22 protein-coding genes are annotated in these 25,030 nt (G+C 66.5%); 9 read left to right on the top strand and 13 right to left on the bottom strand.

Going from position 1 to position 25,030, the window contains the following annotated elements:
- Window position 1 precedes the first annotated feature (1 nt).
- Window positions 2-445, bottom strand: coding sequence for a hypothetical protein (locus ACUCV3_RS16285; RefSeq protein ID WP_279727314.1), 444 nt, complete (start codon window positions 443-445; stop codon window positions 2-4).
- A 146-nt stretch (window positions 446-591) separates the two neighbouring features.
- On the opposite strand from ACUCV3_RS16285, the gene ACUCV3_RS16290 reads away from it, so the two are divergent.
- The gene (locus ACUCV3_RS16290; protein ID WP_482240890.1) at window positions 592-1,134 is read left to right on the top strand and encodes an Ivy family c-type lysozyme inhibitor; all 543 of its coding nucleotides are present in this window, start codon (window positions 592-594) and stop codon (window positions 1,132-1,134) included.
- Between the two features lie 40 nt (window positions 1,135-1,174).
- On the opposite strand, the gene ACUCV3_RS16295 is transcribed toward ACUCV3_RS16290, so the two are convergent.
- From ACUCV3_RS16295 to ACUCV3_RS16310, 4 genes are all read right to left on the bottom strand, one after another.
- A complete protein-coding gene (locus tag ACUCV3_RS16295) occupies window positions 1,175-3,307 on the bottom strand; it encodes a hypothetical protein (RefSeq protein WP_482240891.1) in 2,133 nt (710 codons plus the stop codon).
- Window positions 3,308-3,331: 24 nt separating this feature from the next.
- Window positions 3,332-4,312: an acyl-CoA dehydrogenase family protein gene (locus tag ACUCV3_RS16300; RefSeq protein ID WP_279727317.1), complete on the bottom strand. Its 981-nt coding sequence runs from the start codon at window positions 4,310-4,312 to the stop codon at window positions 3,332-3,334.
- Window positions 4,309-5,517 (bottom strand): acyl-CoA dehydrogenase family protein, encoded by a 1,209-nt coding sequence (locus ACUCV3_RS16305; RefSeq protein ID WP_347881895.1) that lies wholly within the window; start codon window positions 5,515-5,517, stop codon window positions 4,309-4,311. The genes ACUCV3_RS16300 and ACUCV3_RS16305 overlap by 4 nt, the downstream gene beginning before the upstream one ends.
- Window positions 5,518-5,755: 238 nt before the next feature.
- Entirely contained in the window at window positions 5,756-6,070 is a 315-nt protein-coding gene (locus tag ACUCV3_RS16310) for a Rieske (2Fe-2S) protein (RefSeq protein ID WP_279727319.1), read from the bottom strand.
- Window positions 6,071-6,210: 140 nt separating this feature from the next.
- Here ACUCV3_RS16310 and ACUCV3_RS16315 point away from each other — a divergent pair, with 140 nt between their 5' ends.
- Together ACUCV3_RS16315 and ACUCV3_RS16320 are read left to right on the top strand one after the other, a co-directional pair.
- On the top strand, window positions 6,211-7,356 hold the full coding sequence (locus ACUCV3_RS16315) for an acyl-CoA dehydrogenase family protein (protein ID WP_279727320.1): 1,146 nt from the start codon (window positions 6,211-6,213) through the stop codon (window positions 7,354-7,356).
- On the top strand, window positions 7,356-8,270 hold the full coding sequence (locus tag ACUCV3_RS16320) for an acyl-CoA dehydrogenase family protein (protein WP_279727321.1): 915 nt from the start codon (window positions 7,356-7,358) through the stop codon (window positions 8,268-8,270). Before ACUCV3_RS16315 ends, ACUCV3_RS16320 begins: the two co-directional genes overlap by 1 nt.
- Here ACUCV3_RS16320 and ACUCV3_RS16325 read toward each other — a convergent pair.
- The 3 genes from ACUCV3_RS16325 to ACUCV3_RS16335 form a co-directional block, all read right to left on the bottom strand.
- Window positions 8,267-9,187: a TIGR03619 family F420-dependent LLM class oxidoreductase gene (locus tag ACUCV3_RS16325; protein ID WP_279727322.1), complete on the bottom strand. Its 921-nt coding sequence runs from the start codon at window positions 9,185-9,187 to the stop codon at window positions 8,267-8,269. The two genes, ACUCV3_RS16320 and ACUCV3_RS16325, sit on opposite strands and share 4 nt — an antisense overlap.
- 19 nt (window positions 9,188-9,206) lie before the next feature.
- Window positions 9,207-10,589: an aromatic ring-hydroxylating oxygenase subunit alpha gene (locus ACUCV3_RS16330; protein WP_017500016.1), complete on the bottom strand. Its 1,383-nt coding sequence runs from the start codon at window positions 10,587-10,589 to the stop codon at window positions 9,207-9,209.
- A 118-nt stretch (window positions 10,590-10,707) separates the two neighbouring features.
- On the bottom strand, window positions 10,708-11,874 hold the full coding sequence (locus ACUCV3_RS16335) for a CaiB/BaiF CoA transferase family protein (protein WP_279727418.1): 1,167 nt from the start codon (window positions 11,872-11,874) through the stop codon (window positions 10,708-10,710).
- Window positions 11,875-12,038: 164 nt separating this feature from the next.
- Here ACUCV3_RS16335 and ACUCV3_RS16340 point away from each other — a divergent pair, with 164 nt between their 5' ends.
- The 5 genes from ACUCV3_RS16340 to ACUCV3_RS16360 all read left to right on the top strand — a co-directional run bounded on the left by ACUCV3_RS16340 (window position 12,039) and on the right by ACUCV3_RS16360 (window position 17,556).
- Window positions 12,039-13,205 carry an acyl-CoA dehydrogenase family protein gene (locus ACUCV3_RS16340; protein ID WP_279727324.1) on the top strand — a complete coding sequence of 389 codons (1,167 nt, stop codon included), beginning with the start codon at window positions 12,039-12,041 and terminating at the stop codon, window positions 13,203-13,205.
- Between the two features lie 10 nt (window positions 13,206-13,215).
- Window positions 13,216-14,097 (top strand): HpcH/HpaI aldolase/citrate lyase family protein, encoded by an 882-nt coding sequence (locus tag ACUCV3_RS16345; protein ID WP_482240892.1) that lies wholly within the window; start codon window positions 13,216-13,218, stop codon window positions 14,095-14,097.
- Window positions 14,094-15,341: an acetyl-CoA hydrolase/transferase family protein gene (locus ACUCV3_RS16350; RefSeq protein ID WP_279727327.1), complete on the top strand. Its 1,248-nt coding sequence runs from the start codon at window positions 14,094-14,096 to the stop codon at window positions 15,339-15,341. The genes ACUCV3_RS16345 and ACUCV3_RS16350 overlap by 4 nt, the downstream gene beginning before the upstream one ends.
- Window positions 15,341-16,120: an enoyl-CoA hydratase/isomerase family protein gene (locus ACUCV3_RS16355; RefSeq protein ID WP_279727328.1), complete on the top strand. Its 780-nt coding sequence runs from the start codon at window positions 15,341-15,343 to the stop codon at window positions 16,118-16,120. Before ACUCV3_RS16350 ends, ACUCV3_RS16355 begins: the two co-directional genes overlap by 1 nt.
- A gap of 74 nt (window positions 16,121-16,194) precedes the next feature.
- Window positions 16,195-17,556, top strand: coding sequence for an aromatic ring-hydroxylating oxygenase subunit alpha (locus tag ACUCV3_RS16360; RefSeq protein ID WP_482240893.1), 1,362 nt, complete (start codon window positions 16,195-16,197; stop codon window positions 17,554-17,556).
- A gap of 166 nt (window positions 17,557-17,722) precedes the next feature.
- Here ACUCV3_RS16360 and ACUCV3_RS16365 read toward each other — a convergent pair whose 3' ends face one another.
- The 3 genes from ACUCV3_RS16365 to ACUCV3_RS16375 form a co-directional block, all read right to left on the bottom strand.
- Window positions 17,723-18,997 carry an amidohydrolase family protein gene (locus ACUCV3_RS16365; RefSeq protein ID WP_037508167.1) on the bottom strand — a complete coding sequence of 425 codons (1,275 nt, stop codon included), beginning with the start codon at window positions 18,995-18,997 and terminating at the stop codon, window positions 17,723-17,725.
- A complete protein-coding gene (locus ACUCV3_RS16370; RefSeq protein WP_278983936.1) occupies window positions 18,990-19,856 on the bottom strand; it encodes a helix-turn-helix domain-containing protein in 867 nt (288 codons plus the stop codon). The genes ACUCV3_RS16365 and ACUCV3_RS16370 overlap by 8 nt, the downstream gene beginning before the upstream one ends.
- 77 nt (window positions 19,857-19,933) lie before the next feature.
- Complete coding sequence (locus ACUCV3_RS16375) at window positions 19,934-21,505, bottom strand: class I adenylate-forming enzyme family protein (protein ID WP_482240894.1); 1,572 nt, start codon at window positions 21,503-21,505, stop codon at window positions 19,934-19,936.
- 73 nt (window positions 21,506-21,578) lie between these two features.
- Here ACUCV3_RS16375 and ACUCV3_RS16380 point away from each other — a divergent pair, with 73 nt between their 5' ends.
- Window positions 21,579-22,526 (top strand): enoyl-CoA hydratase/isomerase family protein, encoded by a 948-nt coding sequence (locus tag ACUCV3_RS16380; RefSeq protein WP_482240895.1) that lies wholly within the window; start codon window positions 21,579-21,581, stop codon window positions 22,524-22,526.
- Here ACUCV3_RS16380 and ACUCV3_RS16385 read toward each other — a convergent pair.
- Entirely contained in the window at window positions 22,488-23,882 is a 1,395-nt protein-coding gene (locus tag ACUCV3_RS16385) for an amidohydrolase family protein (protein WP_279727335.1), read from the bottom strand. The genes ACUCV3_RS16380 and ACUCV3_RS16385 overlap by 39 nt on opposite strands.
- Window positions 23,876-25,030 carry a CoA transferase gene (locus ACUCV3_RS16390; RefSeq protein ID WP_279727336.1) on the bottom strand — a complete coding sequence of 385 codons (1,155 nt, stop codon included), beginning with the start codon at window positions 25,028-25,030 and terminating at the stop codon, window positions 23,876-23,878. The genes ACUCV3_RS16385 and ACUCV3_RS16390 overlap by 7 nt, the downstream gene beginning before the upstream one ends.

Below are 25,030 nucleotides of genomic sequence, written 5' to 3' on the forward strand. Positions count from 1 at the left end.
CTTATGGCGCGGGTTCCAGCACCACGTCCCAATGATCTTCCGTCACCGCCATGCGCTTGGCCTCCTCGGCATCGAACGCCGCCTTGTCGGGGAACATCCGCGCCTTGGCCGCCGCCATCGCCGCCTTATATGCTTCGCCCGCGCCCACGCCGTCGGCGCCATGCTTGTAGACAATGGTGGTGCGCACGTCCCACCGCGTGCTGCCGCCCATATGGGTGAAGGGCATCTCGACCGTGACCTCGGTGATATAGCCTTGCCGCATCATCTCGCGCAGCAAGGCCTCATGCTGCTTGTGATAGGCGGTCAGGAACTGGCCCATCCCGCCCCATTTGACGCGGTAGTAATTTTCCACCTTCAACGGGCCGTCGGCGGGGGCCGCGGTCTGGGCGGTGGCGGGTGCGGCAGCCAGGCCGGCGAGCAGGATCAGGGCAGGGGGGAAACGCATCGGGCAAGGGGCCTTTCGCAATCGAAGATCATCTGCCCCTACAGACGGATCAGCCGCCAATTTCCGCGTCTTGGCTGCAATCACGCTTGCTCGCTGCCGCGTCCCGCCCCACCATGGGGTCATCCCTACCGCGCAAAGGACCGCCGATGACCCGCCACCGCCTCTGGACCGTCCTGACCCTGCCCGTCCTCCTGTCTGTCGCGCTGGCCGCCTGCAGCGGCGAGAAGAGCAGCCCGGCCGACGACGCCGCCGACAATGCGGTCAACGCGGTCGAAAATGCCATGGCCAACGCCGCCAACGCGACCAACGCCGCCGCGCCCAGCGCAGACGCCTTCAGCCAGTATGTCGGCAAATATCCCTTCGACAAGATCGGCGCCCATAGCTGGAATGCCGATCCGGCCGTGGTCGCGGCGGTGAAGGCGGCGGTCGCGGACAAGGTGGTGCGCAAATGGGTGCTGGAGGATGGCGGCCCCTCCTCGCCGATCGCGACCGTCGACGGCAAGGTTGCGGCCTGGTCGTGCGAAACCCATAATTGCGGCCCGCACCAATGGCTGACCCTGGTCGATCCGGCCAGCGGCACGGCCGAGGTCTGCTATTATGACGAGGCCGTCGATGCCCAGTCGACCCGCTGGTTCAAGGCCGGCAAGGAAGAAAAGCGTCCCGGCCAATGCCCTGACGTGTCGAACTGACGGGACAGGGGCGCCACATGATGCGGCGCCGCCTCTGCCGCTATTGGACGACGACCCGCACCCGGCCCAGATTCTGGATGCGGGCATAGGGGGTGGCGCCGTCGCCCTTGCGCTCCGACGCGATGCGCAGCGCGGGGAAATAGGTGCCTGGCGCGGCGAAGCTGTGGCGCGTGGTCAGGGTCAGGCTGCTGCCCGAACCGCCGGGCAGCTTCGCCTTCTCGGCAAAGGCGCCGCTGCCGTCGAAATCCCATTCCGCCGACACGATCCGGCCGGTGCCCGGCGGCACGCTGATGGTTGCGCGGAAGGTCACGGCCGCGCCGGGCTTCACGACGGCTTTGGCACTGCCATTGGCGGTGACGCTGGCGACCGGCTGGATCCCGCCGCGCGCCGTCGCATCGGCCGGCACGATCACCTGGCCATGATCGATGCGATAGGCGGTGTTGGCGGACGGGGCGACGCCCTTTTCCACCCAGGCGGAAAGGTCGCGCAGCGCTTGCTCCAGCACGCCCAGATAGCTGACCGTGCGGGTCGGGTCTTCCTGATGGCTGCTGTCGCCATGCAGCGCATGGTCGGTGAACCAGATGCGGAAATTCTGGTCTGCGCCCGCGCCCTGCGCGGCGATCACCCGCTGGCGATACCAGTCGCCCTGCCAAGGCATGGCTTCGCGATCCCAGAGATTTTCGACCAGGATCATCTTGCCCTGGAACTGCCCGGTCATCGGCGGCTGGCCCATCGGCTTGCCAGTGGTCGCGGCGGTGAAGAGCGGGCCGAGCAGGAAGGGGCGCTGCGGATAGAGCGGCTTGCCGTCGGCCCCGCGAAACTGGTCCCAGACCGGATAGCCGGCATCGGCCGGCGGCACCTGATGCCAATGATAGGTTTCGGCAGCGAGGAAATTGCTGTTGTCGACGCGCACCTTGTTGCCGGCCTTCAGCAGGTCGACCACGGCATCGTCCACCACGCCCAGGATCACGACATCGCCGGCGATCCGGTTGATCGTCAGCCGCTTGCCCTGCGCCGCGCCCGACCCGACGATCAGGTCGCCGCCGACGAAATAGGTGGCGGGTGGCGGGCTCGACAGGCGGAAGGCGACGATACGCTGTGCCGCCCGGCCCTGTAGCGCGGCAAAGGCATTGTCGACATTGGCCGCGCCGTCGGTGATGCGGGTGTCGAGCTTCAGGTCCGCCGCCTGCGCCGCGCTGATCGGTGCAGCGATGGTCGCATCATGCTGCAGCCGATAGCCCTCGAAACTCTTGGGATCATCATGGCCGAGATAGCCCGGCTTGGTCCAGAAATCGGTGAAATAGCCGGCATCGGCCATCACCATCCCGCCATAGAGGGCGGCAAAGCCGTGGATGCCCATCGTCTTCCAGCCGAACCAGCTGGGCGTCGGGAAACCCATCGCCGTCACCTCGCGCAACACCGACGCCTGCTGCGGCGTTAGCCCGGCATAAGGATCGCCCGAGCCGCCCGGCTCGACCGCGTCCAATATCTGCGGGAATTTGTCATTGAGCACCCGCATCGCGCGCATCCGCACGGAGAACATGTTGGGCGGCGCCATCGGCGATCCCAGCACATAGGGGACGACGCCGTCCCACACGCCGGTGGTATTCTCGATCGAGCCGACGGTGCGGAAGCCGCCGCCGCTGCCGCCAAAGGCATAGCCATAGGGGCGCTTGCCGCCGTACATCTGCTGCGCGACGACGCGCGAATAGCGGGCCGATGCAGCATTGGCGCGATAGGCGGCGATGGTGAAGTCATTGGGCTTGCCCGGCATGCCCACCTGGTCGCGGCCGCCGCCATTGGTCTCGACATAATAGCCGCCCGACGCGATCGAAAAGCCGATATAATTTTCCTCGCCATCGGTCAGCTTCTGCGCCAGATTCTCGTCATCGGGGACCGGCGTGATATGCTGGAAGAAGCGGCCCTGATAGTGCGCCTTGTCGGGGAAATAGAAGGAGAAACGGGTCTCCGTCCCCTTGAACCCGCCATGGACATAGCGGTGCCGCACCGGCGCATCGCGCCATTCGTCGATGTCGATATAGGGCTGGGTGAAGAGCGGGTCTTCGGCGGCGCTTGCAGGCCCGGCAGGTGCGCTGCCCTGCTGCGCCCCCGCCATGCCGGCCATCAGTAGCGCTGACAGGGCTGTCATGCCCATTGCAATCGATCGACGCATCGCTTCCTCTCCCTTTTTGCCGGTTCAGGCTGCAGCCTCCAGCGCCGCCCTGCCCATTTGTTCGTCCCAATGATCCGCATCGCCGCCGAGCGCGCCATTCAGCATCGCGCGCTTCAGGAACAGGTGACAGGGATGCTCCATGGTGAGGCCAATGCCGCCATGGAGCTGGATCGCCTCTTCCGCGACCAGCCGATAGACGGCGCAGGCCAGCGCCTTGAGCGCGCCCAGGGTGATGATATCGACGTCGGCCTGCTGCGCCCGGCTCCAGAACAGGGCATCGGCGGCGGTCAGTTGCGTGCGCATGTCGGCGACGCGATGCTTGAGCGCCTGGAACAGCGCCAGCGGCCGGTCGAACTGCTGCCGCGTTTCGAGATAGGCGACGGTCATCGCCAGCGCCGCCTCCGCGCCGCCCAGGCTGTCGCCCGCCAGGCAGAAGAGGCGCAGCGCCTCGATCCGATCGGCCAGCGCACGGGCGGCATTGCCCTCTGCAAGAGTAAGGCCCGGCCCTTCGAGCGTGACATCGAACAGGCGACGGCTCTTGTCCCATCCGGCACGATAGGTGACGGCAAACTGCTCGGCCGGCACCAGCGCCACCCGGTCGGCCGTGACGTGCAAAACATGGCTGGCGGTATCGGCATCGGGCACGCAGGTCAGCCGGTCGGCGCCATCCAGCCCGCCCGCCAGCGATGCGGTCATCACCTCGCCGGCCATGGCGTCGGCGATCAGCGCGTCGCGCTCGGGCAGGTCATCGGCCGCCGTCAGCGCCTCGATCGTCAGCATCTGCGCCAGCACGGAGCCGGGCACCAGCGCCTTGCCCACGCCCTGATGGATGACGCCCGCCGCCTCGCGGCCAAGGCCCAGGCCGCCCAGATCCTCCGGCACGCCCATCATCAGCCAGCCCATCTCGGCGATCAGCGCCCAGCTCTGCGCCGCATCCGGGGCCAGATCGCTCTGGCCGAACGCCTTGTCGGCCGCGTCCTGCACTTCCGCGCGGGTCATGGTCATGCCGCGCCCTCCTTCAAGGTCCAGCTCTTGGGTTCGCGCGGCATCCCGACCAGCCGTTCCGCGATGATGTTGCGTTGCACCTCGTCACTGCCGCCGGCGATGGTCCAGGCATAGCTGTTCATGAAATCGGCCATCCAGTTGCCGGTCTCCATGCCGCCGCCAAAGGTGATCGGGCTGTGATATTGCGCGTCGATGCCGCCCAGCCGAATCCCGAGCGATGTGAATTCCCGCAGCGTGCGGGAGTAGGACAGCTTGACGATCGACGCGTCGCCGACCCGCTCGATCCCGGCGATGCGGTTGGCGAGGAACTGGTCGGCGACGGCGCAGGTCGCATCCACCTTGGCGCTCAACCGGCCGAAGTCGCGGACTATGCCCTGATCGTCCTGCCGGCCCTGCGCGCGGATCAGGTCGCCGAGCCGCCACAAGGCGCCACGCAGCCGGGCGCTCAGTTCCAAGAGGGTCAGGCCGCGTTCGGACGAGAGGGTGGATTGCGCCACGGCCCAGCCCTGGCCTTCCGCGCCCAGCCGGTCCGCGACGGGAATCTCGACATTGTCGAGGAACAGCTCGGCAAATTCCTCGTCGCCATGTATCTGATGGATCGGCCGCGCGGTGACGCCCGGTGCCTTGAGGTCGAGCAGCAGATAGGTGAGGCCGGCCTGTTTCGGCCCGTCATTGCTGGTGCGCACCAGCAACAGGCATTTGTCAGCGAACTGGCCCATGGTCGACCAGAGCTTCTGCCCATTGACCACATAATGGTCGCCGACCCGCTCGGCGCGGGTGCGAACATTGGCCAGGTCGGACCCGGCATTGGGTTCGGAAAAGCCCTGGCACCAGATTTCGCCCGCCAGGATGCGCGGGATCAGCAGCGCCTGCTGCGCCTCGCTCGCCCATTCAAACAGGGTGCAGGCGGCATGATAGGTCGACATGAAGGACAGCAGCAGGCGCGGTGTATCGGCGCGCGCCAGTTCCTCATAGAGGATCTTCTGTTCGGCAAGCGAGCGGCCGCCGCCCGGCCATTGGGCCGGCCAGTGCGGCACGGCATAGCCGCCCTCGACCAGCTTGGCGAACCAGTCGCGCTGGATCTGCAGGAAGGCGGCCTCGCTGCTGCTGCGCTCGCGCCAGCCCTGCGGCGCATTGTCGGCCAGCCACTGGCGCACTTCCTGCCGCAGCCTGTCGAGCGCGTCGGTCAAAGCCTGCCCCTCCATCCCGTTCCGGTTCCTCTCATGCTCGACGCTAGGCCCAATTGCGCCGCCCCCCGCAAGATGGCGGCCGGCGATATCCCCAAGGCGATGGCTGGTAAGCCCTTCCTTCGATCGGACACGCAACGACGCAACCACCTCCTCCGTCATCCCGGACTTGATCCGGGATCCATTCAGCGCTCGCTCTCAACCGTAGTGCCAAATGGATCCTGACCTCCGTCAGGATGACGAAAAGGGAACAGGGCTAGATCGCCACCTCGATCATGTCGTCGACGATGCGGACCGGATAGGTGGCGATCGGTTCGCTCGCCGGGCCGGTCAGCGGCGCGCCGGTCTCCAGGTCGAACCGGGCGCCATGCGCCGGGCAGGCGATCCAGCCCAGGCGAATACGACCGCAGGCGAGCGGTTCGTCGGCATGGGAACAGAGCGCGGCGATGGCATGAATCTGCCCGTCGCTGTTGCACAACAGGATAGTCCGTCCGTCGATGGTCACGCTTTTGGTCTTGCCCAGCGGCACCGCATCCAGGGGGGCTGCCATTTTATAATCGCGCTCGCTCATGCCCGAAAGCTGCCCAACCCCGTGGAGCGCGGCAAGGCCCGGCCCACGCCCATCACCGGGGCGTTCTCTTGCCCGCCGCCCTGTCGCGCCGCGCCGCTCTTAAGTATCGCATCCCTGTTCGGCAGGGGATGCGTGGACCAATGAATTTTGAATGGACGCAGAATGAAGAGGCTTTTCGCCAGCGGTTGCGCGATTTTCTTGCCGCGACGCTGCCGCAGGACTGGGAGCGTTTCTCGCAGCATGGCCCGGCCTCGCCCGCGCTGACCGACTATGCCCGCAGCTTTTGCGGGCGCCTGGCCGATGAAGGCCTGCTGACCCCGCATTGGAGCAAGGAGATTGGCGGCCAGGGGCTCGATCCCTGGCACCAGACCATATTGGCCGAGGAAATGTGGATCGCGGGCGAACCGCGCGGCGGCCAATATATGAACGTCAACTGGGTCGGACCGACGCTGATCCGCTACGGATCGGAGGCGCAGAAGGCGCGCTATCTCCCCGCCATCACCGGCGGTCGCGCACTCTGGTGCCAGGGCTTTTCCGAACCCGGTTCCGGTTCCGACCTCGCCTCGCTACGCACCCGCGCGACCCGCGACGGCGATGTCTATCGCGTATCGGGGCAGAAAATCTGGACCAGCTATGCGGGGCTTGCCGACACCTGTTTCCTGGTCTGCCGCACCAGCGACGATCGCAAGCAGGGCATTTCCATCCTGCTGGTGCCGATGGACACGCCCGGCATCACCGTGCGGCAAATCCCCTCGCTGATCGGCGAGGGCGATATTCACGAAGTCTTCTTCGACGAAGTCGTTGTCCCGGTGGAGGCGCGGCTGGGCGAGGAAGGCCAGGCGTGGGAGATCATCGGCTATTCGCTCACCAATGAGCGGCTCGGCATTCCGCGCTATGCGCTCGCCCGCGCGGCGCTCGACCGTGCGGTAATGCTATTGCAGGCCCAGGGTGAATTTGCCGGCGAGGCGGTGCGGATCGAGGCGGCCCATGCCGCTGCCCTGTGCGAAGCGGCGCGGATGGCCAGCTATGCGATCGTCGACCGCCGCTGCCGGGGCGAGGCGATCGGCGCCGAATCCAGCTCCGCCCGTTTCGCCACGGTGATGGCCGAACGGCGGGTGTGCGAATTCATCGTCGAATATCTGCCGCAGGCGCTGGCCGACGCGCATCCCTATCTCAAGATGCATCACCAGCGCGGGATCGTCGCGGGCATCGCTGCGGGCGCGGCGGAGATCCAGCTCAACATCATCGCCAGCGATGTGCTCAAACTGCCGCGGGAGCCGCGCTGATGAACCTGTCCCTGACCGACGACCAGATCGCGATTCTCGACGCGATCGACACGCTGACCCGGCCTTATGCTGGCGCGACGCTGCATGAGGCGGGCTTTGCCCTCAGCAGCGACGCGCTCGACCGTGACCTCGCCGAAGGCGGCTTCCTCGACATCGGCTTCGATCCGGATCTGGGCGCAATCAGCGCTGCCCTGGTGGTCGAGCGGCTGGCCCGCCTGCCCCAGGCGGTAGAGGCGGCGGCCAGCGCCCTCATCCGCCCGCTGCTGGGCGACGCGACACCGCGCCCGCTCTGCCTGGTGGAGGAAGGCAAGACCCATCGTCCGGTCCGCTTCCTTGCCCCCGGCGCGACGGTGCTCCTGGTCGGGCCGGACCGGGTGCGCAGCTTCGTCGCGGCGCCTGAGCATATTCGGGCCGAACCGGAAGCGCTTTATGCCTATCCGATGGGCAGCCTGATCGCCCAGCCGGACGACCTGACCGATCACGCCGTGTCGGCCGACGATATCCGTACCCGCTGGCGCGTGGCGCTGGCGGCGGAGGCGGCGGGCCTGCTCGCCGCCGCGCTCGACAGCACGGCGACCTATGTCACCGATCGCCAGCAGTTCGGCCGCCCGCTCGCCACCTTCCAGGCGCTGCGCCATCGCCTGGCCGAGGCGCAGGTGCGCGCCAATGGCCTCTACTGGCTGGCGATGAAGGCGGCGGCCACGCTGGATGCCGGCGACGCGGCGCTGGCGGCACTCCATGCGCAGGAATCGGCACGCAGTTGCGTCTATGACTTCCACCAGTTCCTCGGCGCCATGGGCATGACGCTGGAGCATCCGCTGCACCTGTGGACCTATCGGCTCAAGGCGCTGATCGGCGACCTCGGCGGACGCGGCGGCCAGGCGCTCGCCGCCGCCGACGCGCTTTGGGGTTAGCCCAGCTTGGGCTTGATCTCCTCGATCACCCAGCGGGCATAATCCTCATATTCGCTGATGCTGCGCACCGCCGGAATCGGCACCGAGCTCATGGTGACGCCCAGCGTCTGGAACCAGCCGAGCCGATCGATGATCTCCGGTGCGGTCATGCCCGGCCGGGCGCGCGGATCGTCGACCACGGCATGACCCTCGCCGACCCGGCTGGTGGCAAAGCCGTACATCACGTCGAATGGACGGCCGTCATAGCCCGGCTGCGACTTGATGAAGTCGATCTTGGCCGGGATATCCTCGGGTTTCGTCAGATAGGGCCACCAGCCACTGGCATGGCGCGCGGCGCGCTTCAGCACGGCGTCGGCTTCCCCACCCATCCAGATCGGCAGATGCGGTTGCTGCACCGGGCGCGGGGCAAAGGCGACATCGCGGAAAGAGACGAACTCGCCCTCGAATTGCGGATCGTCGCTGGTCCAAAGCTCGACGATCGCGGCCAGATATTCGTCGCACATCCGCCCGCGCTGGTGGAAGGGGACGCCGAGCAGGTCAAACTCCTGCTCCAGCCAGCCCGCGCCAAAGGTCACCATCGCCCGGCCACCCGACAGCCAGTCGATCGTCGACAGCGCCTTGGCGGTGATCGCGGGATGCTGCAGCGGCAGGATCGCGATCGAGCTGTTGATACGGATGCGGCTCGTGGCGCCGGCATAATAGCCCATCGCCGCATAGGCATGGAAATGATGCGGCCCCGACAGGTCGACATGGGCGCGCGGGATCAGGAAATGTTCCGGCACGCTGATCATGTCGTAACCCAGGTCATCGGCCAGCTTCGCCAGCCGCGTCTGGTCCGCGCCCGTGACCGACAATTCCCAGGGCTGCATCGTCGCCTTCAGCTCGATCAGCCGGGGCATGCCGAAGGCGAATTTCATGACCCCGCCTCCCGCCGGCTCAGAAGCCCAGGTCGAGCACCGGGCCGTCGAAATTGCCGGCCAGCTTCTGTGTCGCGGCGCTCAGCTTGTCCATGGGTTCATGCCGGATATAGCCGTCGATGATCCGCTGATAATTGCTGATCAGCCCTTCGATCACCTTGGACAGGCGCATGAAGTCGAAACCCTCGGCATGCAGCCCCTTCTGCTGCAGCGGGATGTTGGAATAATCCTGGCGCGGGATCATCGGGAACTGGTCGCTGTCATAAGGCAGCATCACCGGCTCCATCACCACCGGCGGCTCTTGCCCCTCGGCGAAATGCGTCAGCGACCATAGCTCGAACATGCAGCTTTCCGGGCCGAGCGGGCGGATGCGATAGGCCGCCATGCTGGAGAGGAAGGGCAGCAGGAAATAGTTGGGGAAGATGAATTCCACCGACTTGACCGGGGTTTCCACCGCCAGCTTGTTGAGATCGGGCGTGGGTTCGCCGCGCGCCTGCCCGGCCTGGGTCACGCAATGATTGACCATGCCGAACCAGTGCATGATCGCCTGTTGCGGGTCTTCGGGCAGTTCGACGTCGATCAGGGTGCGGGCGACGGCGACATCCTTGGCATGGCACATGCCGGCCATGCCCTCGCTCAGCAGCTGCATATGGTCGACCTGGTCGACGATATTTTCCTTCATCGACCGGTTGGGATTGATCGGCACGCCGATCCCGCCCGTGTCCATGCCGTACATCATGTTGTAGAGGATCGGCACCTTCTGCTGCAGCTGCGGATGGGTGCGCATGACATGATAGCCTTCCATGAAGGCTTCCATCGCGACCTTCCAATTGGCCGGCAGCACCGTGCCGAAACACCATTCGGCGCGCATCTTGTCGGCATTATAGGCGTCGAGCCCCACCGCGAGCGGGCCGAGTTGTTCGCGCAGCGACGGCGCGTCATCGTCGAAATTGATGAAGACGCAGCCCATCTCGATCTCGGTGCGGCACGGGCGCAGGGCCAGATCCTGCTCGTCCAGCTGATGCTCGCTGAACATGTGCCGGCCATAGACGAAGGTGTTCTTGCCCTCGATATTCCAGCGCCAGCCATGGAAGGGGCAGATGAAGCCCTTGCCCTTGCAATTGCCATGGCTGCCCTCGGTCAGCGGCACGCCGCGATGGCGGCAGGCATTATGATAGGCGCTGATACCGTCCTTGGTCCGCACGATGATGACGGATTTGCCCAGATTGCTATATTCGATCCAGTCGCCGACCTCCGGCACCTGCTCCACGCGGCAGGCCATCTGCCAGACATGGGGCCATAATTCCTCGCATTCGCGGCGATAGAAATCCGCGTCATAATAGCGTGCCGTGGGAATGCGCTCGGGATCGCTGATTTCCAGCGGGAAGCCCGCACGCGTCATTTCAGCAGCCTCAACCATGCCATGCCTCACCCAGATTTCTTGCTTGGATGAAGTGGTAAAGGCTGGGTCGGGGAGCGCCAAGGCAGCGCCCCAACCCATCGCCCTACCGATGGGACGATCAGGCGTCGGAAGCGCCCACGCCCAGTTCGTCCAGCACCTCCCGGCTGTGCGCGCCCAGTTCCGGCGCGCCGCCCGCGACCCGACCGGGAGTCTGCGAGAACCAGGTCGGCACGCCGGGGAAGCGCACCGGCCCCTGCGGCGTCTCCACCGTCTCGAAAAAGCCAATCGCGTTCAGATGCGCATTGTCGAACAGTTCGTCCGTGGTGCGCAGCGGCGCGGCGGGGATATGCAGCGCCTCCAGCAGCTCCAGCCATTCCTGCGTCGTCCGCTCGGCAAAGGTTCCGCCTAGCAGGCCATAGACCCGGTCGATCTGCTTCGCCCGCTTGGCCAGCGTGTCGAACTCGTCGGTCGCCCAGGGCGGGTTCACCGCCGCGACGAAGGCGTTCCAATGCTTGTCATTATAGACCAGCGCGGCGACATGGCCGTCCTTGGTCGCATAGGGCTTGCGGTTGCGGGCGACGACGCGGTGATAATGGGCCGGCCCCAGCGGAGGCTCGAACAGCATGCCGCTCGCATGTTCGGTGAGCATGAAGGACGCCATGGTCTCGAACATGGAGACTTCCACCTCCTGCCCCTCGCCGGTGCGTTCACGGTGGAACAGCGCCATCATCGTCGCATAAAGGCCAGTGAGGCCCGCCACCTTGTCGGCGATGATCGTTGCCATGAAATCGGGCTTGCCGGTCATCAGCTGTTGCAGATGCGGAATGCCGCATTCCGCCTGGATCGTGTCGTCATAGGCCGGCTTGTCGCCGTCCGGCCCGCGCCGGCTATAGCCATAGCAATTGGTGTAGACGATGTCGGATTTGATCGCCTTCACCGCCTGATAGTCGAAGCCCAGCTTGGCGATCGCCTTGCCGCGCATCGAATGGATGAAGACGTCGGCGGTGGCGATCAGCGCGCGGAGCGTCGCCTTGTCGCCCTCCTGCCGCAGGTCCAGCACCAGGCTGCGCTTGCCGCGATTGACGTTGGTGAAGACGCCGCCCAGCTCGGGCGTCGGCCCGGCATTGATGTAGCGCGTGGCATCGCCCGCCGGCGGTTCGATCTTGATCACGTCGGCGCCCATGTCGGCCATGATCTGGGTCGCATAGGGGCCGAATACCATCGCCGTCAGGTCCACCACGCGGATCCCGGCCAGCGGCCCTTTCGGCATGTGCGTCGCGTCCATCATCCTCTCCCCATAACTGCCTTGGGGCTAGGCCAAGGGCGCGGCGAAATCCACGCGCAACCCCTTCGCCCCACCGATATGTGGGGCCGCCCGATTGTGCGCGCGGGAGGCCGGATGATACCCGCAGGCGATCATCCAGACGCCAGCAGAAGGCCCCCAGAGACGTGGATTTTGCCCTGACCGAAGACCAGAGGAACATCCGCGACGCGGTGTTCCAGCTCTGTGCCCAGTTCCCCGACGATTATTGGCTGGAACGGGACAGGGATGCCGTCTTCCCGTTCGATTTCCACCGGGCGATGGCCGACGCCGGCTGGCTGGGCATCGCCATGCCCGAAGCCACCGGCGGCGCGGGCCTGGGCATCACCGAGGCCGCGATCATGGTGCAGGCGGTGGCGGAAGCGGGCGGCGGCATGACGGCGGCGTCCAGCATCCACGGCCCGGTCTTCAGCCTGGAGCCGATCGCCCTGTTCGGCACGGCCGAGCAGCAGCAGCGGATGATCCCGCCGATCATCTCGGGCGCGGAGAAGATGTGCTTTGCCGTGACCGAGCCCAATACCGGGCTCGACACCACCAAGCTCAAGACCAGAGCCGAACGGGTCGAGGGCGGCTATCGCGTCAATGGCGAGAAGATCTGGATCACCAACGCCCATGTCGCCGACCGGATGATGCTGCTCGCCCGCACCACCCCGCTCGATGAAGTGAAGAACAAGACGCAGGGCCTGTCGCTCTTCTTCACCAAACTCGATCGTGACAGGATCGAGCATCAGCTGATCCCCAAGATGGGCCGCCACGCGGTCGGCTCCAACATGCTGTTCATCAACGACCTCTTCATCCCCGAGGAGGATCGGATCGGCGAGGAAGGTCAGGGCTTCAGGATCATCCTCAAGGGGCTGAACCCGGAGCGCATCCTGCTGGGCGCCGAAGCGATCGGCATCGGTCGCAACGCGATCCAGCGCGCCGCCCGCTATGCCCGCGAACGCATCGTCTTCGACCGGCCGATCGGAATGAATCAGGGGATCCAGCATCCGCTCGCCAAATGCTGGATGCAGCTGGAGGCGGCGAACCTGATGGTGATGAAGGCCGCCACCCTGTTCGACAAGGGCGAGGAATGCGGCGTGGAGGCGAACAGCGGCAAATATCTCGCCGCCGAATCCGCGTTCGAGGCCTGCCATACCGCGATGCTGACCCTGGGCGGCATGGGCTATGCCCAGGAATATCATGTCGAACGGCTGCTGCGCGAAGTGCTGATCCCGCGCACCGCCCCGGTCAGCCCCCACATGATCCTCAATTTCATCGCCGAAAAGGTGCTGGAATTGCCCAAATCCTATTGAGGCGAAAACGATGACGCTGCCGATCAAGATGCGCTCCTGGCTGTTCGCGCCGGGCGACAGCGAGAAGAAGATGGCCAAGGCGGCGGACAGCGCCGCCGATATCGCGCTGTTCGACCTGGAGGATGCGGTCGCCACCGAGAACAAGCCGCTCGCCCGCCAGATGGTGCATGGCTTTCTCGCCGCCCGCAGCAAAGGGCGCGAGCGGCTGTGGGTCCGGGTCAATCCGCTCGACGGCCCCTATACGCTCGATGATCTCGCCGCGATCATGCCGGCGCGGCCGGGCGGCATCATGCTGCCCAAAGTCTATGGCCGGCAGGATGTCGAATTGCTCGACCATTATCTGACCGCGTTCGAGGCCGCGCATGGCATCGAACGGGGATCGACCCCGCTGATCGTGCTGGTCACCGAAACGGCAGAAGCCATGTTCCATACCGGCGATTACAAGGGCGCGCCGCGCGTGGTGGCGCTGACCTGGGGCGCGGAGGATCTGGCCGACTCGATCGGCGCCAGTTCCAACCGCAATGCCGACGGCAGCTATGGCTTCACCTATGAACTGGCGCGCTCCATGTGCCTGCTGGGCGCCGCCACCGCCGGCGTCACCGCGATCGAGACGATCCAGGGCGATTTCCGCGATCTAGACGGGCTGAAGGCGCGGGCCGAGAACGTGCGGCGCGACGGCTATCGCGGCATGCTGGCGATCCATCCGGCGCAGGTCGACGTCATCAACGCGGCCTTCACCCCGACCGAAGAGGAAATTGCCGAGGCGCAGGCGATCGTCGACATCTTCGCCGCCAATCCCGGCGTCGGCGCGATCGGCTACAAGGGGGGCATGCTCGACCGGCCCTATCTCAGCCGCGCCGAACAATTGCTGCGCCAGGTCGGGGCCTTGTGATCGACCTCACCCCCTATCTGCGGCGCGGCGACCGCATCGTCTTTGGCCAGGCCTGCGGCGAGCCGGTCAGCTTGGTCAGCGCGCTGATCGAACAGGGCGCGCGGATCGGCGACCTGTCCGCCTTCATCGCCACCAGCTTCTCAGGCCTGTTCGCGCCGGAGAGCGCCGACAGTTTCCGCCTTTCCTCCATGGGCGCGATCGGCGCGCTCCGGTCGATGACGAAAGCCGGCAAGCTGCAGGTCATCCCCATCCATGTCAGCCAGGTCGCGCCGATGATAACGGCCGGCATCATCGGCTGCGACGTGGCGATGATCCAGCTCAGCCCCGCCGATGCCGACGGCAATCATAGCTGCGGCCTGATCGGCGACTATGTCCGCGCCGCCGTGGACAAGGCGCGGGTGGTGATTGCGGAGATCAACGAAGCCGTGCCCTATGTGCCGGGCGAGCTGATCCCGGCGTCGGCCATCGACGTCGCCATCCCCGTGTCGCGCCCGCCGGTCGAGGTGGCGCCCGCGAAGATCAGCACCACCGACGAGGCGATCGCCCGCAACTGCGCCGCCTATATCGGCGACGGATCGGTGATCCAGACCGGGGTCGGCGCGGTGCCCGACGCGATATTGCGGCTGCTGGGTGATCGCAAGGATCTGGGCGTCCATTCGGGCATGCTGGGCGACGGGCTGGTCGAACTGGCGCAGGCCGGCGTGCTGACCAACGCCCGCAAGGAAATCGACACCGGCGTCTCGATCAACGGGGCGCTGATCGGCACCCGCCGCCTCTATGACTGGGCGCACAACAACCCGGCCATCCGCATGTGCGCGACCAGCTACACCCATGATGCCGCCGTCCTCGGGCGGCTCTCGCGCCTCGTCACCATCAACAGCGCGCTGGAGGTGGACCTGACCGGCCAGGTCAATGCCGAACAGTCGGGCGCGGCCTATCTCGGCGGCACCGGCGGCCAGGTCGATTTCGTCCGCGCCGGTGCCCGCTCGCCCGGCGGCTGCTCGATCATCGCGCTCTCCGCCTCGGCCAAGGGCGGCAGTTTGAGCAAGATCGTGCCCAGCCTGTCCGGCCCGGTCACCACCGCGCGCAGCGATGTCGACATCATCGTCACCGAATATGGCGCGGCGGAACTGAAAGGGCAGACGCTGGCCGAACGCACCCGCCGCCTGATCGCCATCGCCGACCCCGCCTTCCGCGAGGAGCTGGAGCGGGCGGCCCATATCATCCAGCAGAGGGGGTATTGATGCCCGACGCTTCAACCGACGCGGTTCTGTTCGAGGCGCGGCCCGACGGCATCGCTATCCTCACCATCAACCGCCCCGACCAGCGCAATGCCCTGGGCCGCGACGTGCGCGAGGGGCTGCGTGCCGCCTGGGACCGGTTCGAACATGATCCGGCGCTGCGCGTCGCCATCCTGACCGGCGCGGGGGACAAGGCCTTCTGCGCGGGCGGCGACCTCAAGGAAATGGTCGACACCGGCATGACCGTCCCGCCGCGCGCCATGTTCCCGCTGCCCTATGACAGTATCGAACTCAGCAAGCCGACGATCGCGGCGGTCAATGGCGTCGCCTTTGCCGGCGGCTGGATGATCGCCCAGGCCTGCGACCTGTGCGTTGCCAGCACGGCCGCGCGCTTCGCCATTACCGAGGTGAAGGTCGGGCGCAGCTCGCCCTGGGCCGCGCCGCTCATTCACATGATCCCGCAGCGGATCATGATGGAGATCATCCTGACCGGCAAACCGATCACCGCGAGCCGAGCCTACGAAATCGGCCTGGTCAATCGCCTGGCCGAGCCGGGTGCGCTGATGCAGGCCGCGCTCGATCTGGCGGCGGAGATTTTGGAGGGTGCGCCTTTGTCGGTGAAGGCCGGGCGCGACACGGTGATGCTGGCGACCGAGATGGGCCGCGCCGCTGCGCTGCAGGCCGCCCGCGCCGCCTCCGAACATACCTATAACAGCAAGGACGCGCAGGAAGGACCGCGCGCCTTTGCCGAAAAACGCACGCCGCAATGGACCGGGCGCTGAGCCCGGCTGTCTGAAATCGTCAAGTCCGGGTGACGCGGGCGTGGCAAAAGGGTGAAATGGAGAAGGAATAGGCCATGAACGAGATCAGCAGCATCGGCACGCCCGGCGAGGATCTGATCGAGCCGGTCGTCGTCCCGGTCGAAGCCTATGTGTCCAAGGATTATGCCCGCGCCGAGCAGGACCGGCTGTGGCGCAAGGTCTGGCTGCAGGCGGCCCGGCTGGAGGATATTCCCGAGGTTGGCGATTTCGTCACCTATGACATTCTCGAAGATTCGGTCATCATCATGCGCACCGGGCCGGATGAGCTGAGCGCCTATCATAATGTCTGCCCGCATCGCGGCCGCCGCCTGATCGATACGCCCGCAGGCCAGCGCAACGCGCGGGGCAACCGCAAGTCGATCATCTGTGGCTTCCATGGCTGGACCTTCGACCGCCAGGGCCAATGCGCCTTCGCCAACCATGCCGATGACTGGCAGGGCAAGCTGACGGCACAGCGTACCGCGCTCGGCAAGGTCAGCGTCGATAGTTGGGGCGGCTGGGCGTGGATCAACCTCGATCCCGATTGCGGCCCGCTCGCCGACTATCTGGGCGTCGTGCCCGACATGCTCGATCCCTTCGGCCTTCAGAATATGCGCTATCGCTGGCGCAAATGGATCATCTTCGACTGCAACTGGAAGGTCGCGATGGAGGCGTTCAGCGAGACCTATCATGTCCAGACCACCCACCCCGAATTCAACGCCTTCGGCGAATTTCGCGGCTGGGCGCGCAAACATGGGCTGCACACCAATATCGGCTATGAAGCGCCCAAGAATATGGACGAGAATCAGGCCAAGCTGCGCATCGGATCGGGCGAAGACCCGCGCCTGTCGACGGCGGAAATGCAACTTTTCACCTGGGAAAATGCCAATACCAACACCACCATGACATTGGTCGCCGCCGCCCAGCGGCTGAAGGACGAACTGCCCGAGGGCACCCCCGCGCCGCAGGTGCTGCAGCACTGGCTCGCCACGGCGCGCGCCGATGACGAGAAGCGTGGCGTCTTCTGGCCGGTGGTCGAACCCGCCCATACGGCGAAAAGCGGCACCGCCTGGCAGATCTTCCCCAATTTCCAGATCGGCCATGCCGTCAACAATATGCTCTGCTATTCGGCGCGCCCCTATGGCGCGGACCCGGACAAGTGCATTTTCGAGGCGGCAGTCTATGAACTCTTCCCGGACGCGGAAACGCCGGCCACCGAATGGGAATATACCAGCGCGGAACAATGGCCGCCGGTGCTGCAACAGGATTTCACCAATATGCAGGCGGTGCAGCAGGGCATGAAGAATGTCGGCTTCCGCGGCACCCAGCCCAACCCCTATATGGAGCGGGCGGTGGCCAGCCTGCATTATAACCTGTCCCGCTACATGGGGACGGGCGCACCAAAGCCGCTGGACTGACCGACATTGCCGCGATCATGGCCCTTCGCCGCCGATCATCTGTCTGGCGGCGGAGCGCTGTCGCGTCTCCATTTTCACCAATGACTGTCTTCGACGACCGCCCTCCAATGGAAAGGGGCGCTCCCGGCAGGAGCGCCCCTTTCCGTTTTCATCCGGATTGCGCCCCTCAGAAAGGCAGCTTGTAGAGGTTCACCGCATTGTCCTGCAGCACCTTCTTCTTCACTGCAAAGTCATAGCCGCCCAGCACATCGGTCAGATGCGCCTGCACGCCCGGATAGAGCGAGGTCGGATGCGGGAAATCGGTTTCGAACATGACCTTGTCGACGCCGATCGTTTCCAGCAGCAGCTTGGGCGCGACCTTCTCGAACCAGAAGGTGACCCAGAAATGGTCGCGGAAATATTCCCACGGCCGCTTGTTGAGCAGGCCGACCTTGCTCGGCAGCATTTCGTCGAACTGATGCTCCAGCGCCTCGATCGCGAAGGGCACCCAGCCCGCGCCGCTCTCGATCAGGCCGATCTTCAGCTTGGGATGACGGTCCAGGCGACCCGACACCATCCAGTTGCCCAGCGTCGCGGCATTGCCGATCGAGAACATGGTGGCGACCACCGACAGCGTCTGTTCAAAGCCGAAGCCGTCCCAGGTGAGCGTATTGGGGTCGATCGCCGCATTGAGATGGAAATTGAGCGGCAGGCCTTCGGCCTCGCACATTTCCAGGAAGGGCGTCCAATAATCATGCAGGAAGCTCGGCACGCCGACGCGTTCGGGCGTATCGGGCAGCACGAAGCCGCGCAGGCCCATGTCGACGCAGCGCCGCGCTTCGGCTTCCATCGCCTTCTGGTCCCAGAAGGGCAGATGGGCCATGTTGAAGATGCGCTCGCCCGACACCTGCTGATATTCGGCCGAGGCGTCATTATACATCTGGATGATCGCGACCGCGAGGTCGGGGTCGCCCAGCGACATCAGCGATCCGGCCTGGGTCACGCCCGAATTCTGGAAGCCGATCTGGGCATAGATGCCCATATCGTCCATCGCCTGCAGCCGCTCCTTGATCAGATGCCCGCCCGGATGCGCCTGCGCCAGTTTGGGGAAGGCCAGGCGGCCGAGCAGCTTGTTATTGTCGGCGCGGATGACGTTGCCGCCCATCGATCCGAAATTGCGGTCGCCCACATACCAGCGTTCGACCCCGTCGGCGTCCTGCTTCACATAGGGCACCTTGGCCTTGTACTTGGCCGGCGCGCGCGAAGTGAAGAGGTCGGGCGCCTCGGTGATATGGGTGTCGGTATCGACGATCTTGATGCCGGCCAGCGACGGGTCGAGTCCGCCCGACTGGGTGCTGTAGTCAACCTCGCGGATGACGCCGCCTTCGGTATAGCCTTCGGCCGACCAATATTTGCGCGCGGCCTGGGCGTCGGCGACGTCCTTGTCCTTCACATCAGCCATGCTTCACCTCCAGCGCGCCCTGCCAGCTGGCGGATTCGAAGATCGGCTGGACGGAGGCGGCCGGCGACTGTTCCTCGACCGAGCGGCGGACCGCTTCGCTGAGCGTGCGCTGCAGGCCGGCGGCGTCGATCTGGTCGGACGGTTCATAGACGAAGCCGATCGCCAGCGGCTGGCCGTCGGGCATGTGGGGCAGCAGCATGGCGGTGACGTCGGCGATCGAGCCAAAGCCGGCAAAGCCGCTGATATGGCCCTCGTCACGGCAGCGCTGCACCTGGCTGGCGACATCGGCGAAGACGAACTTGCGCTCCTGCGGCGCTTCGGCATTGAGGCGACGGATCAGGCCGTCGCGGCGCGGCTGCTGCACGGTCGACAGCATCAGCAGACCGGCGGCGGAGTCGGTCAGCCGTTCCTGGCGGCCACCGGCCAGGCCGTTATTGGCCGAGGTGCGCAGCGCCTTCTTGCCGGCGCGCCAGTGAACGATCTGGATGTTGAGGCCGACCATGCCGAACACGGCAATGCCAAGGCCGGTCTGGGCCGACAGGCGATCGATCAGGCCGTTGAGGACGCCATCGCGCACCATGCGCGGCTGGATCGCGGCACCCAGCATCGCGGCGCGCGGGGTCGGCGAATAGGCGCGCGAACCGGGATCCTTGTGGAGCAGGCCCAGATCGACCAGGCTCGACAGCAATTCGGACGTGCTCGACTGCGGGCGGTCGAAGCGACGGACAATGTCCATCACCGTCGCCTGCGGATGATCCTCGTCGAAAAATTCCAGTACCTCGACCACGCGCTTGGCGATCTTCGCCTTGTTGGACTCGGTCTTGGCTACCCTCGGCTTATGGGACTCGATCAGAGCCATGGTTCCTCTCCTTCGTTATTGAACATGGTTGTTCACTAACGCCGGGAGGCTGTCAACAGAAAATGAGATACCCTCGTTTATGTGATATTCTCTGTCTCATTCTCCGTTTCCGGCGACATATTCGCAAACAGCGCCTGCAGCGCGCGGCGATCGGTCTTGAGCGACGGGGTGCGCGGCAAGTCCCTGACGAACAGCCATTTTACCGGAACATGGGTGGCAGGAAGATGCTGGCGCACATGCGTTTCCAATGCTGCGATCGCAGGTGCAGCAAAATCGGCGTGAAGCCGGATCGCAGCCGCCGGCACTTGCCCCAGCCGGTGGTCCGCCATGCCTGTCACCGCCGCTTCGGCGACGGCGGGGTGCAGCATCAGTGCGCGTTCGATCGACTCGGGCAGCAATTTGAAGCCGCCGCGAATGATCGCGCCGTCCGCCCGGCCGCGCAGGAACAGGAAATCATCGGCATCGATCAGCGCGATGTCGGACGTGCGAATCCAGTCCGGGCCAATTCGCGGCGCAATGACTTCCAGCAGACCTTCACTGTTGGGCGGCAACGGGATGCCGCTGTCTGGATCGACGATGCGCAACTGTGCGCCCGGCATGGCGCGGCCGACCGACCCGATCTTGCGAGATCCCCATTCGGCATGGAGCGCGGCGGTCATCGACGCTACCGGGCCGGCGAACTCGGTAGCGCCATAGGAGAGCAGGATGGGAATGCCGTAGCGCGCCTCGAACGCCTGCTGCACGCCGGGATCGAGCGGCGCCGCGCCGCAGCCGATCGCGCGCAGGGAAGCGAGGTCTTCGACCGGTAAGTCAGCGTCCAGCACCGCCTGCACGCTGGCCGGGGGCAGGCCGCCATGGCTGGGCCGCCAGCGCCGCACATGGGCATGCCAGGCAGCGAGCGAGAAGCGCTCCAGCAACTCGACCCGCTGTCCGCGCAGCAGCATCGGCAGCGTCGAATAGAGGCCGGTGATGTTGCCGAGCGGAAAATAGAGTAGGAAGGGCGGTGCGGCCTGGGGATTGTCCGCCTGTTGCCGGGTCAGCGGGGTCGAGAGGAAATGCCGTTCCAGCAGCGCATAGGGTATGGCGAAACTTTTCGGCGGTCCGGTGGTGCCGCTGGTCAATATCTCGATCTGCGGCGCGGCAGGGCCGTGGCGCTGCTGAACTTTTGGCGAGGCATATTCATGACCCGGCAGGGCAGCGGCGGCCATGCCGTCGATCACGACTGCCGCGATGCCTTCGGCGGCCAGCACCGTCCGGATCTCCGGCCCGATATCCTCGACAAAGGCGACCAGCGCAGCGGGGGCCATCCGCGTCAGGTCGCGGGCGATCGCGGCGTCCGACTGAAAGGCATAGATCATGCGGATCGTCCGCCCCTGCGCAATCAGGCCCAGCAGCGCGGCGAGCGCCGCCGGCCGATTGCGCGCGACGAAGGCGACCGGGGCGTCCGGGGCAATGCCGCTCGCATCCAGTGCCGCATCAATCTCCTCGGCTACCGCGCACAGCGTTCCCCAAGCGATCCATTCGCCCTCATAAAGGATCGCTGCCTGATCGGCCGGCCGTTGCAGGGCGGCGGCGGCGAGCGCGCGCAGACTGGGATGATCCGTCTCCATGGCGCGATATTGCGGCAGGGCGCGGCGCTGGTCAGCCATTGTCCGCAACGCCGTGGCGATCAGTGCTGCGTCCGCCTTTGCCGCGCTTCGGCCCGGTCCTACCCTGCCACCCATGCCCGGCCCTGCCGCCCTGATCGACCCCGATGGCCTGACCCTTCCCTGGGCCGGGGCGGCGCAGCCCTATGGGCTGGTCGATCTCGACCGGGCGCCGCACAGCGATGCGCCGTTGCACCTGCCGCCCTTTCCCCTGTTGGGGATCGGCGATCCAACCCATCCGCTCGCGTCCCGGCTTGATGCGCTGATCGAACTGCCGGTCTCGCTCAATGCGATCACGCAGCAGATCGCGGCTCAGCCGGAAGCGGCGCGGGTGCTGGTGCAATTGCTGCGGCTGATCGACGGGCTGGACCCGACCCAGGCGCTGGTCGCGGAATCGCTCGCTTATGGTCTGCTTCAGGGCAGCGCCGGCCATGCCCGCTGGCTGGCCGCGCAAGTCCCTGCGCCGATGCAATCGCCCGGCACCATCAGCGTGGATCGGCACGGCGACCGGCTGGCGATCCTGATCGATCGGCCCGATGCCCATAATGCCATCGACCGCGATCTGCGCGACGGGCTGCGCGCGGCGTTCGACATTGCCGCGCTCGATCCTGACATCACCCATGTCAGCCTGCGCGGCGCGGGCCGCAGTTTCTGCACCGGGGCGGACCTCAGCGAATTCGGCACCACGCGCGATCCTGCCGCCGCCCATGATATCAGGATGCAGACATTGCCGGCCCATGCGCTGCTGCGCTGCGCCGATCGGCTGTCGCTCCATGTCCAGGGTGGCTGTGTCGGATCGGGCCTCGAAATGGCGGCCTTTGCCGGGCACATCACAGCCAGCGCCGACGCCTGGTTCCATCTGCCCGAACTGGCGATGGGGATCATCCCTGGCGCGGGCGGATGCGTCTCGCTCAGCCGACGGATCGGGCGTCAACGTGCGGCGCTGATGATCCTCTCGGGCAAGCGGATCAACGCCCGCACGGCCCTAGGCTGGGGTCTGGTCGACACGATCATGGACGACTGATCCGGCGATCCACGTCATCGCGACATCTTCCGCCCGCAGGCGGTCCCGTGCCTGCGCCCAGGAGCGATCCAGCAGGCACAGGTCGGCCGGCGACCCGACCGCGACCGCACGCTGCTGGCGCAAATCTAGCGGATCGGCGAGATAGAGGGCGAGCGCCGCCTCGGGCGTCAGCGCCTCGTCCTGCCCGATGACCGCACCACCAGCCGTTTCGCGCGACACCGCCGCGCGCATCGCCGCCCAAGGATCGGCAACGCCATAGGGCGCGTCGCTGCCCGCCGCCAGCACCAGCCCGGCGCGGGCAAAGGCGCCCAACCGATAGAGCAAGGGCCGCTCGCGCGGTTCGACATCGCGCAGATACTGATCGCCGCGCTCGGCGATGAAATGCGGCTGGCTCACCACCTGCACGCCCAATTCGATCATCTGCTCCAGTAGCGCATCGGGGGTGATGCCGGCATGTTCGATCCGGTCGCCCGGCCGCGCGCCGGCCTGTGCCAGCGCGGCGAGGGTGAAGACCAGTTCGGTCTCGGTCGTGCAATGGCTGGCGATCGCCCGGCCCTGCTCATGCGCGGCGCGCAGGAAAGCGACGCACTGGTCGAAGTCGGGCAGGGCATTTTCATGCAGATGTAGCTTGGCCGGGCCGATCGCGATGCCGGGCGGCGGCGGTGCGTCACCCAGCGTCAGCGTGCCGGCGGCAACCAGATGCTGGGGCAGGCGACCGGTCCCTCGCTCGGCGGCGAAGTAGCGCAGGCTTGCGCCATCGTTGCCGGGCGACATGTCGGTAACGCCGGTGACGCCATGGCGCGCCAGTTCGTGCCCCACCGTGTCGAGGGCCGGCGGCGTGCCGCCCAGCACCCGGCGCAGCCAGCCATCCTCGTCGAACAAGCGTCCGGTCCAGCGCCCGTCGATCCGCTCCAGCCCCGGCGGCGGCGCATCCAGTGCTAGCAGCAGATCCAATGCCCGGCTGTTGAGCAGCCACATGCGCCCCGACCGATGCTGGATGCGCACCGGTCGCTCGGCCTGCCAACGGTCGATCGTCAACGCATCGGGCAGGCCGGCGACGCTCTCATGATAGCCGATGCCGCGCAGCCAGCCCTCGCCCGGCTGTGCCAGCGCGGCGGCCAGATCGGCTTCGCTGGTCACGGCCGGCGGCCCGCAGGGCAGCGAGGCGCGGGCGACCGCATGGGCGGCGAGATGAATATGATGGTCGTGCAGGCCGGGCAGCAGGGCGCCGCCAAGGGCGTCTACCACGGCCTCGCCGGGTAAAGCGGCAAGCGTGCCGATTGCCGCAATCCGTCCCTCGGCGATGCGCAGGTCGGCCCGGCCCTTGCCCCATAGTTCGGCATCGCGGATCAGCATAGCCAGGCCCCATTATCCTGCCCCAGCGCCGCGACCGGTCCCGTGGTTCGCGCCGCAACGGCAGGAAAGGCAAGGCCCTCGGCGTCGGCCCAGCGTTGCAGTGTCGCGGTAAAGCCGGCCGCGTCACGCGCCCGTTCCGAGGCGATCGCCTCGGCCACCACGGCGCTCATCGACAGCATCAGATGCGCGCCCATGCCGCCATGCCACTGTGCCAGCGCCAGGTGGGCAGCATGGATTCCGGTCAATGGGTCGGCGCAGGCATCGCCGCCAAAGCCGATCCGCCCGCTTGCCTGCCGCAATGCGGCGCTCAGCCCGCCGGCGACGCTGCAATCATCGCCAAAGCCGATCCAGTGGGCGGCGTCGCCCTCCGCGCCATGGCCGGTGATCGTCACCCAGACCAGCCCCGGCACCGCACGCACCAGCGCATCGGCATCGATCCCCAATTGCGCCAGCGCGCGCGGCCGGGCGGCGGCAATCACCATGTCGGCGCGGCGGATCAGCGCGATCAGCGCCGCCCGATCCTCCGTATCGCGCAGGTCGATCGCGATATTGGCCTTATGCTGGTTCAGCCGCCCGAACAGCAGCGGATCGCCCGCGCGCATCCGGTCGGGCCGGTTGCGGCTCTCCACCTTGATCACTTGCGCGCCGGCCAGCCCCAGCAGATGCCCGGCCAGCGGCCCGGCCCAGAGCGCCGACAGGTCGATCACCAGCGGCGGCCCGTCGCGCATCGGCCGCTCACCCCCTGTCACCATCAGGCGGCAGGTGGGGCTGGCGGGCACCTCGTCGATCGCCGCGATCGCGAGGCCCAGTTGACGCCCCTGTGTCACGATCGCGCTGGTCTGCGCAGTAGCGAAAGCCGTGACAATATCGCTGTCACTTTCGATGCCGACATCGCCGAACAGAGCCGGCATCAAGTCCCGGTCGTCGGCCCGTGCCAGGGTCAGCGCGACCTGTCCGTCGATCGTGTCGTAGAGCCGGCATCCCCCACCGGCCGAACGCCGCCCCGGTATCGAAAAGCCGTTCAGCGCCGCCCGCTCGCCCAGCAGTTGCGCGCCGCTCAACCCGGCCAGCGCCGGCGTTCCCGCCAGCGCCCGGATCGCCTGCAATTGCGCCTCGGCCCAGCCGGCGAGCGGCAGGGCGAAAGCCAT

The organism is Sphingobium sp. VMM (genome assembly GCF_056790315.1).

Coding starts and splice junctions, on each gene's coding strand:
- ACUCV3_RS16285 (WP_279727314.1), bottom strand. CDS start 445: ATGCGTTTCCCCCCTGCCCTGATCCTGCTCGCCGGCCTGGCTGCCGCA.
- ACUCV3_RS16290 (WP_482240890.1), top strand. CDS start 592: ATGACCCGCCACCGCCTCTGGACCGTCCTGACCCTGCCCGTCCTCCTG.
- ACUCV3_RS16295 (WP_482240891.1), bottom strand. CDS start 3,307: ATGCGTCGATCGATTGCAATGGGCATGACAGCCCTGTCAGCGCTACTG.
- ACUCV3_RS16300 (WP_279727317.1), bottom strand. CDS start 4,312: ATGACCATGACCCGCGCGGAAGTGCAGGACGCGGCCGACAAGGCGTTC.
- ACUCV3_RS16305 (WP_347881895.1), bottom strand. CDS start 5,517: ATGGAGGGGCAGGCTTTGACCGACGCGCTCGACAGGCTGCGGCAGGAA.
- ACUCV3_RS16310 (WP_279727319.1), bottom strand. CDS start 6,070: ATGAGCGAGCGCGATTATAAAATGGCAGCCCCCCTGGATGCGGTGCCG.
- ACUCV3_RS16315 (WP_279727320.1), top strand. CDS start 6,211: ATGAATTTTGAATGGACGCAGAATGAAGAGGCTTTTCGCCAGCGGTTG.
- ACUCV3_RS16320 (WP_279727321.1), top strand. CDS start 7,356: ATGAACCTGTCCCTGACCGACGACCAGATCGCGATTCTCGACGCGATC.
- ACUCV3_RS16325 (WP_279727322.1), bottom strand. CDS start 9,187: ATGAAATTCGCCTTCGGCATGCCCCGGCTGATCGAGCTGAAGGCGACG.
- ACUCV3_RS16330 (WP_017500016.1), bottom strand. CDS start 10,589: ATGACGCGTGCGGGCTTCCCGCTGGAAATCAGCGATCCCGAGCGCATT.
- ACUCV3_RS16335 (WP_279727418.1), bottom strand. CDS start 11,874: ATGGACGCGACGCACATGCCGAAAGGGCCGCTGGCCGGGATCCGCGTG.
- ACUCV3_RS16345 (WP_482240892.1), top strand. CDS start 13,216: ATGACGCTGCCGATCAAGATGCGCTCCTGGCTGTTCGCGCCGGGCGAC.
- ACUCV3_RS16355 (WP_279727328.1), top strand. CDS start 15,341: ATGCCCGACGCTTCAACCGACGCGGTTCTGTTCGAGGCGCGGCCCGAC.
- ACUCV3_RS16360 (WP_482240893.1), top strand. CDS start 16,195: ATGAACGAGATCAGCAGCATCGGCACGCCCGGCGAGGATCTGATCGAG.
- ACUCV3_RS16365 (WP_037508167.1), bottom strand. CDS start 18,997: ATGGCTGATGTGAAGGACAAGGACGTCGCCGACGCCCAGGCCGCGCGC.
- ACUCV3_RS16370 (WP_278983936.1), bottom strand. CDS start 19,856: ATGGCTCTGATCGAGTCCCATAAGCCGAGGGTAGCCAAGACCGAGTCC.
- ACUCV3_RS16375 (WP_482240894.1), bottom strand. CDS start 21,505: ATGGCTGACCAGCGCCGCGCCCTGCCGCAATATCGCGCCATGGAGACG.
- ACUCV3_RS16380 (WP_482240895.1), top strand. CDS start 21,579: ATGCCCGGCCCTGCCGCCCTGATCGACCCCGATGGCCTGACCCTTCCC.
- ACUCV3_RS16385 (WP_279727335.1), bottom strand. CDS start 23,882: ATGCTGATCCGCGATGCCGAACTATGGGGCAAGGGCCGGGCCGACCTG.
- ACUCV3_RS16390 (WP_279727336.1), bottom strand. CDS start 25,030: ATGGCTTTCGCCCTGCCGCTCGCCGGCTGGGCCGAGGCGCAATTGCAG.